The following is a 13,743-nucleotide window of genomic DNA, read 5'->3' on the forward strand; positions in this document are numbered from 1 at the left end:
GGACAAACAACCCTGGAAAATATGAAGCGAGAAATGCAGACGGCAGAAGCGGTTTTTGCGTCTACAGTGGCGAAATTGGATCTGGGTAAGTCCGATATTTTTACAGCTTATCCACTGATTCAAATGGTGCAAGAACCGAGTTTGCCCGACAAAGCGAGTGCTCCCAAAAAGTCTCTCGTGATTGCCGGGGCGGTAATCGGGTCTATTTTTTCTAGTGGGGGGTTTGCTCTGCTCTGGTGGCGTAAGCGGCTGATGGCGATCGCGCGTAGTCCAAAGTCCTCGGTTTCTTCTCTACCTGCGTTGCCGATCGATCCCACGTTGGGCAGTGAAAAGGCATGATCAAACCAGAAAATTTTTCTGAGAAAGTTCTGTGGTACTGCCTGCTGTGGACGTATGGGTTCTTTATTATTGGAGGATTGTATGTCGTCGGATCGGTGGTCGGCTGGATTTTATTTGGCGATCTAATTCGTCAGTTGTGGAACCAGACCGATGACACGCCGCCAGAAGATCAGATTCGCATCCCGTGGGCGACCTGGGTGTGGATTGCTGGAATGCTGATGATGGAAGTGGCCCTGGTTATGGGTCATTTAGATTTCAATCTAGAAACCAGCATGATCATCAAGTCGTCGATCGGGTGGGCAAAGGGCTGGGCATTGTTAGCTGTGTTTCCTTTAGTGGGCGCGATGAAGATCCGACCGCAGTTACTTTATCGAATCGCCTGCATTATTGGATTGCAAACGCTTGTGTTGTTCCCGCTATTCTTTTTAGCGTATCTGGCGCATTTACCACCGTCTCCTTATGTGTCACCACTCCGGTTGATTGGTGGCCCCGGCCCCGAATTTTTTGCGCCCAGCCTCTATGAAATTGATCCCAGTAATGGTCAACCCCGGTGGCGACTGTTTACCCCCTGGGCCCCTGCACTCGGCTTTATGGGTAATGTCTACTTCTTCTTAGCGCTTGAGGAAAAAGATCCCAAATGGCGGTTTTTAGGCATCGCTGGATCAATTTTTATGTGTGTAATTTCGGTGTCTCGTTTAGCGTTGTTGGCGTTTCCCGTTGTACTGGTAATCACGCGCACATTATCAAGTTTGTCTCGTCCGGTTCCCCTAATTGGTTTAGGCGTTCTCACTTGGATTGGCGGAATCGTTTCACCAACTATTTTAGGAGCCTTACAGGACTTCAAAGAAAAGTTCAAATCCGCTAGAGCCGCCTCTTCGCGAGTTCGAGAAGCTTTGGGGAGAATTGCGGTCGAACGATGGCAAACAGAAGCCCCGATTTGGGGACATGGCATTGTTGAACCGGGGCCGCATTTAGTTGAATTTATGCCGATCGGGTCGCATCATTCCTGGTTTGGGTTGCTTTATGTCAAAGGGCTGGTTGGGTTTGCTGCGCTGGCGATTCCACTGGCTTATAGCTTTGTTGATTTGGCGGTGAAGTCTCAATCTAGTAGAGTAGCCAGACTGGGGTTGAGTATGGTGTTTATTCTATTTCTCTACACCTTTGGCGAGAACCTAGAAATTTTGGCTTACCTTTTTTACCCCGCTCTCATCATCATGGGGATTGCCTTTAAGGAACCCGTTAAAATTTTTGCCCCTATTGAAATTGATCATGAAACCAAAAATCTTACAAGTACTGGATGACCATAGTATCGGCGGTGTCACCCAAACGATGCGCTGTTTGTCACAGTCTCGATTAGGCGATGAGTTTGAGTTTAGAGTAGTGCGATCGCATGAAGTGTTACCTATTCTGCAAACCAATCATCCTGACATTGTGATCTTTCGCAATCCGTGTTCCTGGAAGCGATCGCTCAATCTATCTCTAATCAAGCTCTACACCAAACACTTAGTCATTCACGAACACCACTACTCGGCTGGATTTGAAGCGCACAATGTTGAAAATTTAGCTCGATTTCGATTCATGCTCAGGCTTTGTTACGGAGTGGTCGATCAAGTAGTTTCTATCTCTGAAGGGCAGCAAAAATGGATGCAGCAAAACCACCTGGTTTCCCCTAAAAAACTCACGTTAATTAATCAGTGCTGTGTTTGTCAGAAGAACTTTACAGTGCCCTCAAAAATTCTTAACCAGCCATTCGTTTTGGGTGCCTATGGTCGCTTTTCTAAGCAGAAGGGATTTGATGTTTTGTTGCAGGCATTTCGTCTCGTATCCGACCTCAATCTGCAACTCAATCTAGGGGGCTATGGTGAAGATGAAACCCTGCTCAGACAACTCGCTCAAGGGCAACCCAACGTTAAATTTTGGGGCACTGTTCAAGATGTTCCTGCCTTTTTATCTGCCTGTGATGTTGTGGTGATTCCTTCTCGCTGGGAGCCTTGGGGCAATGTCTGCGTCGAGTCCAAAGCGGCAGGTAAACCTGTGATTGTCTCTGATGTGGATGGACTCAGTGAGCAGATTCAGAATTGTGGAATTTTGGTTTCACCAGATGATCCACGATCGCTAGCAGATGCAATACAAACGATCGCGGCTCTCCCAGCCGAGACATTAGAAACTTGGGGAAATAATGGGCGCGAATCCGTGAGAGATGCCTGGGAAATGTATGTCAGTTCTTGGGAAGGGTTGCTCAAAAAAACCTTGAATTCTTGAGGTGATCATTCCCATAAGTTGGGAATTCTAAATTCAAATTGGTGCAATACCTCAGACAGATTTTTAACTTGTGGGGATGCTCCCGTGAACGCTCTTAAAGTCGTAACTAGTTTTTTTAAGCAGAAATTTTCGAGCCAATTTATTCGTAATTTGAGTTGGCTGAGTGGTTCAGAAGTAATCATTCGAGTGTTTCGTCTGGGCACGACTGTCACGCTGGCTCATTTCTTAACAGCCTATGATTATGGTCTAGCGGCTGTTGTGTTGACGACTAATGAATTTGTTCAAGTATTTACTAAGTTTGGGATTGGTTCAAAACTCATTCAAGTCGAAGAAGAACGGTTGGAGGAGCTATCGATCGCGGCCTACTGGCTCAATTGGATTATCTATCTCAGTCTATTCATCACTCAATGTATCGCAGCGTTTCTAATTGCATGGTCTTACCGTGACGATCGCTTGATTCTTCCCATTTGCACGATCGCACTTGTTTATTTAATCGTTCCGATTGCCTATATACAGTCGATCCTGATCCAGCGTGAGAATAAACTGAAGGTCACAGCCGTTACCAATGTATTGCAGGTTTCATTAGATAATTTATTAACTGCCTGCTTTGCGGCTTTAGGATGGGGCATGTGGGCGATCGTGTTGCCCAAACTTTTAGTGGCTCCCATTTGGGTGATCATTTACTACAGAAGTCACCCCTGGCGGCCGACTCAAGGCTTTTCGACTCAGTATTGGGGGGAGATTGCTCGCTTTGGGCGCAGCGTCTTAGGCATCGAGCTTCTCAAAACCCTCCGCAACAATTTAGATTATTTGATTGTAGGCTGGTTTATTAGTATCGAAGAGTTGGGCGTTTACTACTTTGCCTTTAATGCGGGGTTGGGAATTAGCTTGAGTTTTATCAATGCCATCAACTCAGCGCTGTTTCCTCATTTGTGTGCAGTGCGATCGAATTGGTTGCAGTTTCGCCAGCGTTATCTGAGCAGCTTTAGGACGATCGCATTAATTATCATTCCCGTCGTCCTATTGCAATCTAGTTTGGCTCCTATTTATGTTCCGCTTGTATTCGGTCAAAAGTGGATTGCAGCGATTCCAATTTTAATTTTAATCTGTTTATCAGCTATCACGCGCCCGTTTGCAGATGCGGCTTCTCAGGTGTTGCTGGCAGTAGGTGAGCCAGGTTTAGATTTATTAGCAAGCTGTATGTTTACAGGTATTTTTGCAGCAGGTTTGCTGATTGGAGTTCACTGGCATGTTTTGGGTGTTGCAATTTCTGTTTTAGTGACCCACGTTGTGTTTCAGACTTTATTTACCTTGTGGACAACTCGCTATGTCTTTAGGCGATTTGAAAGCATTAAAGTCGTGTAAGTAAATCTAGCAGAGAACCTGAGAAAATTTGCTGTGGGCGGGTTTGCAGGATTTGGAAAGTCAACTTTTACCAGTCAACTTTTACCAGTCAGCTAGGTTAACTTTTTCGAGCGTAAAGTGTATCAGTTGAGTCAATCAGTCGCGTAAAAAATGCCGCATCAGGTGTCGGTTGATTAAGAGTGTCAGGTAAACGGAAGTAAGGTTAGAGAAATGGCAGGCTTATATGCAATGTTGGGTCATTCTGATCGCGATCGCATTCAACAATCTGTTGATCGTCTAATCTGTTTTCCAGGGGAATCGGTGGAGACGATCGTTGAGGAAAATTTAGCGATCGCTTGGGTGAGCCATGATCCCTCTGACTTGTTTGCGCCTGCTTATCATGCTGAAACGGGGGTGCGTGTCATTACGTCGGGGCGGGTCGCTTGGGAAGAGTCAGACTGGTTACGGGCTGAAGGGCTAAGTCAATTTACGGGAGGTTTGAGTAATCGTCTGCTGCTCGATCGCTACTTATCTGGTGGTGTTGCTGCAATCGAACGATTTAATGGCTCTGCACTTGTCCTCATTTACGATCCACGGGAGCAAACTGTTCATTTACTAACTGATCATTTTGGTTTCTATCCAGCATTTCTATATCGTGCTGAGTCAGCTAAGAACTGTATAGTTTCGACGTTCCCCGATGCGATCACTAATGATTCTCAAACTCATACAACATCTGATCGTGTGTCGATGGCAGAGTTTTTGCGGGAATGGAAAATTACGCCTCCTCACACCTATTACAACGAAATCAAATATGCAGGTGCTGCGAGCCATTGGTGCTGGCAACTCAAGGATTCTACTTCCTGTCATCGGATCTACTGGCAACCCTTTCAAACTGGATTCGCTTCTAGCTTCGATCATGCAGTAGATAACTTGACTGAAGCCGTTCAAACTGCAATCAAAATCCGCACGCTACCTCATCTTTCTCCCGTTGTGACTTATGTGAGTGGCGGTATGGATTCTCGCGTGATTCCTTTTGCTGCAAATGATTCCTCTAGTATGTATGGAGTTAATCTCTATGACGTTCCAAATCGGGAGTCTGCGATCGCTCAACAACTCTGTGAGGCTGCGGGTGTCGAGTATGTAGGCTATGCCAGGGATAAAGATTACTATCCCCGCTGGATGCGTCAGGGAGTCGAGATTTCGGGTGCGATGTGGTCGGTCGAAGACAATCATTTTTTAGGCACTTTAGAGACGATACAAAAGCTGGGAGCCAAAACGGTATTGGCTGCATTTCCAGTAGACGATTTGTTTAAGGGAGCCTGTCTTGAGCAGCGCTATGTGCAATTTTTAGGGCGCAATCTTCCGTTTTTTCAGTTTGATGAAACTGCTGTTAGAGGTTTCCTAATGGAAGATCCGCCTCGACCTGCCCCGCCTGAATTTGCAGAAGCGATCGACCAGCGTTTACAAAACTGGTTTGGTGATCTACCTCAAAAACTTCGCACCGATGAACAGCGTCTGCAAGTAGAAGATCGACGAGTCCGACCAGGGTGCTATCAACCAGGACTATCTGACAACATGATGTTTCGCATCGTACCCTATGATATTTTTCTTGCCGATCGCGCGATCGCCGACTGCTACAGCCAAACTCGTCCTCAATGGAAAATTAACGCCACTCTCTGGAGCCAAGTCGTCGCTCGCATTTGTGGAACGTCGATCGTCGATGCCAATCGGGGCTGGCGGCCGGGTGCCTCTCATACTGAGAAACTGCTGATCTTTGCAAGTGACTGGATACAGCGGCGATGGGTCAAATCTCCAAAAGTGCAAAACAGTCCTGCCACTGACGGCTCCTGGAGCAACTTGGGTTGGTATGCCGTTCACAGTCCGACGCTGAGAGAGTTATGGGAAAGCGTTTCTGAGGACGATCGCCAACAGATTACCGCCTTGTGGGGGAGCGATCCCTGGAGCATTCCTCTCAGTGACTGGGCAAAACCTGCAACCCTGACCGCAAAAGGAATGTGTCACACTCATTCTCCTTATGGATTGTTTCGCATTCTCACACTGCTAAATCACTGGTCTATTCAGCGTTCTACCCAGTAATTTCAGATTAATCACTACCCGAATCTCTTATGAACAAAGTCTCTGTCATTATGCCTGTCTATAACGTTGAAAACTATGTTGCTGAAACGGTTCGCTCAGTGTTAGCGCAGACGTACACGAATTTTGAGTTTTTGATTGTTGATGATGAGTCGCCCGATCGCAGTGTTGAGATTTGTCGCCAGTTCCAAGACCCTCGCATTCGGATCATTCACCAAAAAAATCGTGGATTGGCAGGCGCGAGAAATACTGGAATTCGCAATGCTCAAGGCGACTATATTGCTCTACTTGACAGTGACGATCTCTGGTTGCCTGAAAAACTAGAAAAGCTGGTGGGTCATTTGGCACGATCGCCGCATGTAGGCGTTACCTTTAGTCGCTCTGCGTTTATTGACGAGTCGGGCAAGCCGTTGGGGACTTATCAAATGCCTAAACTGCGGGGCATCACGGCTCCTTATTTAATGTGTCGCAACCCGATCGGGAATGGATCGGCTCCTCTGATTCGTCGTCAGGTGTTTGAAGAGATTAAATATGCGGCTAATCTCTATGGTCATGTAGAAGACTTTTATTTTGATGATCAGTTTCGTCAGTCAGAAGACATTGAATGCTGGATTCGGATTATCCTACAAACACAGTGGCAGATCGAAGGCATTCCCGACGCGCTGACCCTCTATCGAGTTAATTCTGAAAGCCTCTCGGCCAATGTGATAAAGCAGCTTGACTCCTGGGAAAAGGTCATCGCCAAAACGCGCACCTATGCCCCTCAAGTGGTCGCTCAATGGGAAAACACGGCTAGAGCCTACCAACTGCGCTATCTCGCCCGTCGCTGTGTCCGAATGCAAAATGGAGCGATGGCTGTCAAACTGTTTCATCGATCGCTGCAAACTCGCTGGCAAATCTTGTTAGAGGAACCGCGCAAAACTTTGATCACGCTGGTGGCGGCTTATCTACTCTGGCTATTGCCCAAACCGCTGTATCGCTGGAGTGAAACGATCGCCCTCAAAATCTCAGGAGCCAGTCAAAAGCGGCAAATCTTACAAGAACAGGTATCAGGAGTGTCAGGTTAATGAAAGTTTTATTGGTGTGCTCGGCAGGCGGACATTTCAAAGCAATTTATCAGCTGCGATCGTTTTGGGAAACTTGCGATCGCCGTTGGGTGACCTTTCGCACCCCCGTTACAGAAGCGTCTCTAGAGGGCGAAAAAGTAGACTGGGCTTGGAGTCCGACTAATCGCAATTTTCCCAATCTGTTAAAAAATCTAGTTTTAGCGTGGACGGTATTGAGGCGCGATCGACCGGATGTGGTGATTTCGACGGGGGCTGGGGTTGCGGTGCCTTTTCTAGCGATCGCTAAACTGTTGGGGAGTCAAACGGTCTTTGTCGAATCGATCACGCGGGTCACTGACTTGAGTCTGTCTGCCAAACTTGCACGCCCTTTTGTCAGTGTGCTGTATGTTCATTGGGCAGAATTGCAACTGCGCTACCCTCAAGCAGAATTGATCAATCCTCAAAAAGTCACGCCTGAAGGAATGGCACCTGTCGAGTTTTAAATATTCAGGAGAATAGGTAATCGCGATGATTTTTGTCACTGTTGGAACGGAGCAATATCCCTTTAACCGTTTGATGAATTGGGTTGAGACATTACTAATTCATGGATTTATTCAAGAAGAAGTGATTGTGCAATATGGATCTTGTACCAATCTTCCTCAAGGCGTTTTGGTCTATCAATCTCTGAGAAGCGATCGTTTTGCAGAACTGATTAACCGAGCGAGACTGGTGATTAGTCACTGTGGAGAAGGCTCGATTTTACTGCTCGAAGAAATTGGCAAGCCTTATATTCTAGTTCCGCGTAGCCATCGGTTTAAAGAGCATGTTGACGATCATCAAGTTGAGTTAGCTACTGCCCTGTCACAAGCGGGTGCAACGGTTGCCTGGTCACCTGGAGATTTAACTCGATTTCTAGAGTCTCCTCAAAGTGCCTCCTTGTCTGCTTTATCGACTACGGCTGCTGTCGCTTTATGCGATCGACTCCATACCCGCTTTAATCAACCTCACCCGATGGACATTCAAACCTGTAGCACTTGATCCGCTGTGGGAGTCCTGAACCTGAAGGCTTGATCATTCACTTTGTATTGATCGTTTTGTATTGATCATTCACCCCCTTTTATCTTGATACTATGGCTAGTCAACCTATTGAATTTCCGGTCACGATCACAAATGGAACTCATCTTGTACAGTTGCCCTCTCGTTTGACGGTGACGGAAGCGATCGCCTTTAAAACAAAATGCAAACAACTAATGCAAGAAAACCCCACTCGAATGATTCTTGATTTTGGTCACACCACCTTTATCGACAGTAGTGGGATTGGCAGTTTGATTAGCTGTCTGCGATTAGCCCAGTCGATTCCCGCTGAGGTGATTTTGTGGAGCGTTCACCCTGAAGTGAGAATGGCGTTTTCTCTGGCCGATCTGGATGATATTCTCAAAATCGAACCCGCGACTCAAGCCCTTGCGCCTACTGCTACTTGTCGATCGCAGCATCGTCCCCCGATTACGCATCCATCTGTGCGATCGAAAGTAAAACGAATCGTTGATATCCTTGGTGCGCTGGTTGGTTTGGGCATTACGGGACTGTTGTTTGTGCCGATTGTGATTGCCATTAAATTAGATAGTCCTGGCCCAATCTTTTTTCGACAAACCCGCTGTGGTTGGATGGGCAGACGCTTTCAACTCTGGAAGTTTCGATCGATGGTCACCAATGCTGAGGCGCTCAAATCACAGGTCAAAAATGAGGTCGAAGGTGCGTTTTTCAAGAATGCTCAAGATCCCCGAATTACCAGAGTGGGGCGATTTTTACGCAAGACGAGCTTAGACGAACTGCCCCAATTTTGGAATGTTCTACTTGGCGATATGAGCCTGGTTGGAACGCGCCCCCCGACGGCTGATGAAGTTGATCGCTACGAAGTTCCCAATTGGCAGCGGCTAGATGTAAAACCTGGGATGACGGGGGAATGGCAAGTGAATGGGCGATCGCAAGTTTCTAACTTTGAAGACGTGATCCAACTGGATCTACGCTATCAAGAACGCTGGAATTTAGTCTATGACTTGAAGCTAATTTTGCAGACCATTCTAATGATTTTTACAAAGAACAAGGGTGCTTTTTAGTCGAGATATCTAGAATAATGAAGGTGAGAGTTAACGCTTCATTAAATTTTGGTGCTGTGGCACGGTTAGTCGAATTGTGATATTGGTTCAGGTGCGGGTCATGCCAAATTTTGAGGAACATCACCAACTGATTCGAGAGGCTCATATTCAGGTTAAGACAGACTTAAATGAAGTCGATCAAGTGATGCAGTGGTTTGAGCAATTTAACCAACCTCCCCTTCCGTGTGATCTGTGGATGCAGGGAAAGCTTGCCATAATGGAAGGACTAACTAATGTCATTCGTCATGCTCACAAATCTTTGCCTGTCTCAACGCCGATCGACCTGACCGTCAAGCTTTTCTCAGATCAGTTAGACATTTCGATTTGGGATGAGGGATGTCCGTTTGATTTTGAAGCTCTGTTGGAGAGTGTCGATCGACAATTTTCTCACCCATTAGAGCGTGAGGCGCATTGGGGCGGCGTATTGATGCGAAAGTTGAGAGAGAAACACCACTGGACAATTAACTACCGATGTCCGGCTGATCTTGTAACTCATCGCAACTGTTTATCAATACAAAAAGCATTTTCTTAAACCCTGCCCCATAAAACACCATCTTCTACACATGGGTTCAGTAGATCGTAGATAATTTTTTAGTGCAGCACTGAATGCAACAATGTCAATTTGCGATCTATTTATTGACTTCAGCTTATTGACTTCAGCCGCCGAAAGTTAACTGCCATTAAACTTGACTTGCAGCACAGAACAATCATCCTGAAAATGTTCGCTGTTGTTCATGACTCTGGCTTTTTGTAGAAGATGATCCAGATTGTTATGGATGGCGGTATCAGGGTCTGTCAACAGATCAATAAAGCCATCTAACCCCCACATGCTGCCGTCGGGTTGATTGACTTCATAGATGCCATCACTGAAGATATAGAGCGTACTGGATTCATCAACAACACAGCGATCGCTGATATATTTTGCATCTGGAAACATACCGATCGGGTTGCCGCGCGTTTTAAGCTGCTTGACTTGAGGGGCTACCCCTTCTACATTAGACAACAAAATTGCAGGAGGATGACCTGCACTGGCATAAAAAAGCTGGCGCTTGGGGCGATTGTAAATGCCATACCAGATGGTGAAGTATTGATCGTTTTGATTGTCCATCTGAAAGGCTTCATTGAGCGCTTGCAGTACAATGTCAGGCCGATAAAAATTTGCGCCCGGTAAGGACTGTGATCGCAATAAGTTTTGCACCGATACCGAAGGCAGCGCTGACCCTAACCCATGTCCAGACACGTCAATCAAATAGATCATCAAAAAATCAGGATCAAGCCAGTAATAGTCAAAGCAGTCACCCCCCAACTGTTTGGACGGCAAAAAACGAGCGTCGATCGCCACTTCTCCGGTCATGGGTTTTGGAAGGAGCGATCGCACATATTCCGCAGCTTCGGCAAACTGGGCTTCTAAAATCTGCTTTTGAATTTGTAATTCTTGAGACGACTTTTGTAGGGCATGAAAAACTTGATAGAGGCGCAATCCCGCTCTAACTCTGGCGTGTAGCTCAATCCCTTCGATCGGTTTGCAGAGAAAATCATCGGCCCCTGCATCCAACCCTGTGACCCGATCTTGAACAGCGGTGCGAGTCGTGAGCAAAATAAAGAACGTGTGGGCCAACTCAGGAGTCGTCTTGACACAGCGACAAACTTCCAGTCCATCCATTCCTGGCATCTGCCAATCACAAATAATCAAGGCTGGACGAAACTTGAGAGCTTTGGTCATGCCATCCTGCCCACTATCCGCCAAAATCACATCATAGGTCTGACCCTGAAGCGTCTTTTGCAACAGGAGTCGAGTAAAAGGATCATCATCAATAACTAAAATCCGAAACATGGAGAGGATTAGCAGCGTTATGCGCTGAAGATTAGAGAGTAAATTGTGAATAGAACTGTAGATGACATAACTTGCAAAGTTAATCTAGCCAGCAGACCTGCTTTTAGTGAATTAAATCTTTGATCAGACCGATGTCACTTTCTATTAAGGGTTATCGAAGGTACAGTGTCAGCCGAGATAATGCTGAAATGTAGATTTAGCAAGACTTTCTTTGCAGGTGATTCAAAGCAACTTTAACTTGTTCATATTCGATCTGTAGTTGCAACACCTTGTCTGCACTTCCGATAAAAGTATTTGATTTACCGATCGCTTCCACGTTTTCACAAAGTTGAGCTAGCGAGACCGCGCCCAGAGAAGCACTACTTGACTTGAGTGTATGAGCAGCGCGCCTGAGCGCAACCGAATCGGCTTGAGCGATCGCGTCACTCATCGCTTGCAGCAGTTTGGGAGCCTCTGTCAAATAACAGTCAATCAGTTCTGACAACACTTCTTGAGCATCGTCTCCTAACATTCTTTGAATGGATTCTAGTGCCTCACGCTCAAGAATCGAAGATGCAGGTTGACTTATCTCCTCTCGGCTTCCGCCTCCCTCCTCACAATTGATCTGTCTACGACACTGCTTTAACGCTTGGATCAAGGGTTCAACTCGAATTGGCTTGCTCAAAAAGTCATCCATACCAGCCGCGAGACACTCTTCACGATCGCTCTGCATGGCGTTGGCGGTCATGGCGATAATGCGTGGGCGAGTCTGGAGCGTCCATTCTTGACAAATCTGCTCAGTAGCGGCGAGTCCATCCATTTCTGGCATCTGCACATCCATCAAAACGACATCATAGGGCTGTCGGCGTAGCGCGTCCAAAACTTCTAGCCCATTGCTCACAACATCTGCTTGATAACCCATATTTTGCAGAATTAGCACCATCATTTTTTGGTTGACCAGATGGTCTTCTGCCAACAAAATTCTCAGAGGATGTTGGGCAAATTTTAGGTCAGTTTGTAGAGATTCTTCAACACTTCTGGCTGTAGAAACGGTTGCTTTTGAGGTAACTTCTAAAACTCTTTTGACGACGATCGTAAAGTAAAATGTGCTGCCTTGATTGGGCTGACTTTCGACCCAAATGCGACCACCCATCAACTCACTTAATTGTTTGCTAATGGCCAACCCTAACCCCGTTCCTCCATATTGTCGAGTGATCGAAGAATCAACCTGACTAAAGGCTTGAAACAAACGATCGCGCTGCTCTAATGAAATACCAATTCCGGTATCTTTGACTGCAAACTCAATCTCAACCAGATTCAAATCACTGATTTCACGGGCGATCGCTGAGATAGATATACTGCCTGCTCTGGTAAATTTAATTGCATTTCCTAACAGATTCACCAAGATTTGTCTCAGTCGTGTTACGTCTCCTACGATGATCGACGGCAATGATTGTGAATCTAAAAAGTGAAGGCTCAGATTTTTTTCTGCGGCTTTGAGAGTCAGTAAATCGACTGCTTCTTGAACACAAGTTCGGACATTAAAGGGGTATTCTTCTAGCTCTAGTTTGCCAGAACCAATTTTAGAAAAATCAAGAATGTCATTGATAATGGTTAGTAATGCATCGCCGCTGCTGCGAATAATTTCAATATAACTTCGCTGTTGGGGGGTGAGTATCATCTCTAAAAGTAAACTGGTCATGCCAATCACGGCATTCATCGGAGTGCGAATTTCGTGACTGATCATGGCCAAAAACTCACTCTTAGCAAGTTCCGCCTGTTTGCGCTCGGTGATATCTCGAATGGTATAAACAAAGCCCTGAAAATCTTCAATTTCTCCTTGAGTGATCGCACAAGAAACGGCGATCGGAATCTTTTTGCCAGTTTTGGTTTGGCACACTGCTTCTACATCTGTAAATAAGTCACTGATCGGAAGAGGAGTCTCAGAAAGTTGAGTGCCAGGATGGGTAAAATATTCGTCTGGCAAAAGGGTAGAAATGGGCTGGCCTACACAGGCAGAGTCACGATCGTCAAATAGCGCTTGGGCAGCAGGATTAATGGTTTTAATCGTTCCTGATAGCGTTGTCACAAGTAATGCGTCTGGCATTGAGTTGATGACTTGATCGATATAATTTTTGGAAGCGGTTAGCGTTTTTAGAAATAGATTAGACTCGTTTGCACTTTGGACGAGTGCTTGTTCTAAAATCATTCGTTCTGTAACATCTTCGAGAAGGATGATCAGCTTGTCTTCAAAGTCACGATCGACCTGACGTTCGAGAATGTGTAAATCCAGGTAGATCGAAGCAGGTTGATATCCGTCAGTTTGAAGTGCCCGCAAGATTCCTTTAAGTTCAAAAGTGGAGTGTTGTTTTTGCAAAATCGCGCTCAACATGTCTTCTAGTCCGACTAGCTCAGGAAATCCATGACGGACATCGCCACCAGGACTCACTTGGTCAGGACAGTCTGCAAATCTCTGAGCGCCCGCAGAGGCCTCTACGATCGTCAGATCGCGATCAATAACCAGACATTCCATATGGCTAGGAGTGAGAAATCTGCTCAAAAGATTGGGCTGAGAGTGAGGTAACGTCATAGATCAAAAATCAATAGAGCAGCGTTAAAAAGCGATCGCTTCAAAAACTTCAAAAGTGGATTTAGATGAATATCAGATTAACAATGATGTATATGAGAT

General features: G+C 46.0%; 11 protein-coding genes and 1 pseudogene. 10 read left to right on the forward strand and 2 right to left on the reverse strand.

Annotated features, from left to right (window positions below):
• The 10 genes and pseudogenes from ACJ2PR_RS21545 to ACJ2PR_RS21590 form a co-directional block, all read left to right on the forward strand.
• Positions 1 to 339: pseudogene (locus ACJ2PR_RS21545) on the forward strand (hypothetical protein); the annotation flags it as partial.
• A complete protein-coding gene (locus ACJ2PR_RS21550; RefSeq protein ID WP_446869252.1) occupies positions 336 to 1,640 on the forward strand; it encodes an O-antigen ligase family protein in 1,305 nt (434 codons plus the stop codon). The pseudogene ACJ2PR_RS21545 and the gene ACJ2PR_RS21550, both read left to right, overlap by 4 nt.
• A complete protein-coding gene (locus tag ACJ2PR_RS21555; RefSeq protein WP_446869251.1) occupies positions 1,609 to 2,601 on the forward strand; it encodes a glycosyltransferase family 4 protein in 993 nt (330 codons plus the stop codon). The genes ACJ2PR_RS21550 and ACJ2PR_RS21555 overlap by 32 nt, the downstream gene beginning before the upstream one ends.
• An 84-nt stretch (positions 2,602 to 2,685) precedes the next feature.
• Positions 2,686 to 3,966, forward strand: coding sequence for a lipopolysaccharide biosynthesis protein (locus ACJ2PR_RS21560; protein WP_446869250.1), 1,281 nt, complete (start codon positions 2,686 to 2,688; stop codon positions 3,964 to 3,966).
• A gap of 210 nt (positions 3,967 to 4,176) precedes the next feature.
• Positions 4,177 to 6,042: a hypothetical protein gene (locus ACJ2PR_RS21565; protein WP_446878491.1), complete on the forward strand. Its 1,866-nt coding sequence runs from the start codon at positions 4,177 to 4,179 to the stop codon at positions 6,040 to 6,042.
• A 29-nt stretch (positions 6,043 to 6,071) separates the two neighbouring features.
• Positions 6,072 to 7,106 (forward strand): glycosyltransferase family 2 protein, encoded by a 1,035-nt coding sequence (locus ACJ2PR_RS21570; protein WP_446878492.1) that lies wholly within the window; start codon positions 6,072 to 6,074, stop codon positions 7,104 to 7,106.
• Complete coding sequence (locus tag ACJ2PR_RS21575; protein WP_446859750.1) at positions 7,106 to 7,588, forward strand: hypothetical protein; 483 nt, start codon at positions 7,106 to 7,108, stop codon at positions 7,586 to 7,588. Before ACJ2PR_RS21570 ends, ACJ2PR_RS21575 begins: the two co-directional genes overlap by 1 nt.
• A gap of 25 nt (positions 7,589 to 7,613) precedes the next feature.
• Positions 7,614 to 8,123, forward strand: coding sequence for a glycosyltransferase (locus ACJ2PR_RS21580; protein WP_446859751.1), 510 nt, complete (start codon positions 7,614 to 7,616; stop codon positions 8,121 to 8,123).
• 92 nt (positions 8,124 to 8,215) lie between these two features.
• Entirely contained in the window at positions 8,216 to 9,202 is a 987-nt protein-coding gene (locus ACJ2PR_RS21585; RefSeq protein ID WP_446878493.1) for a sugar transferase, read from the forward strand.
• Between the two features lie 100 nt (positions 9,203 to 9,302).
• Positions 9,303 to 9,773 carry an ATP-binding protein gene (locus tag ACJ2PR_RS21590; protein ID WP_446878494.1) on the forward strand — a complete coding sequence of 157 codons (471 nt, stop codon included), beginning with the start codon at positions 9,303 to 9,305 and terminating at the stop codon, positions 9,771 to 9,773.
• A 138-nt stretch (positions 9,774 to 9,911) separates the two neighbouring features.
• Here the strand turns inward: ACJ2PR_RS21590 and ACJ2PR_RS21595 are convergent, their stop codons facing one another.
• Both ACJ2PR_RS21595 and ACJ2PR_RS21600 read right to left on the reverse strand, forming a co-directional pair.
• A complete protein-coding gene (locus ACJ2PR_RS21595; RefSeq protein ID WP_446878495.1) occupies positions 9,912 to 11,075 on the reverse strand; it encodes a SpoIIE family protein phosphatase in 1,164 nt (387 codons plus the stop codon).
• A 196-nt stretch (positions 11,076 to 11,271) separates the two neighbouring features.
• Positions 11,272 to 13,644: an ATP-binding protein gene (locus tag ACJ2PR_RS21600; RefSeq protein ID WP_446878496.1), complete on the reverse strand. Its 2,373-nt coding sequence runs from the start codon at positions 13,642 to 13,644 to the stop codon at positions 11,272 to 11,274.
• Positions 13,645 to 13,743: the final 99 nt, after the last annotated feature.

The organism is Phormidesmis sp. 146-33 (assembly GCF_052939515.1).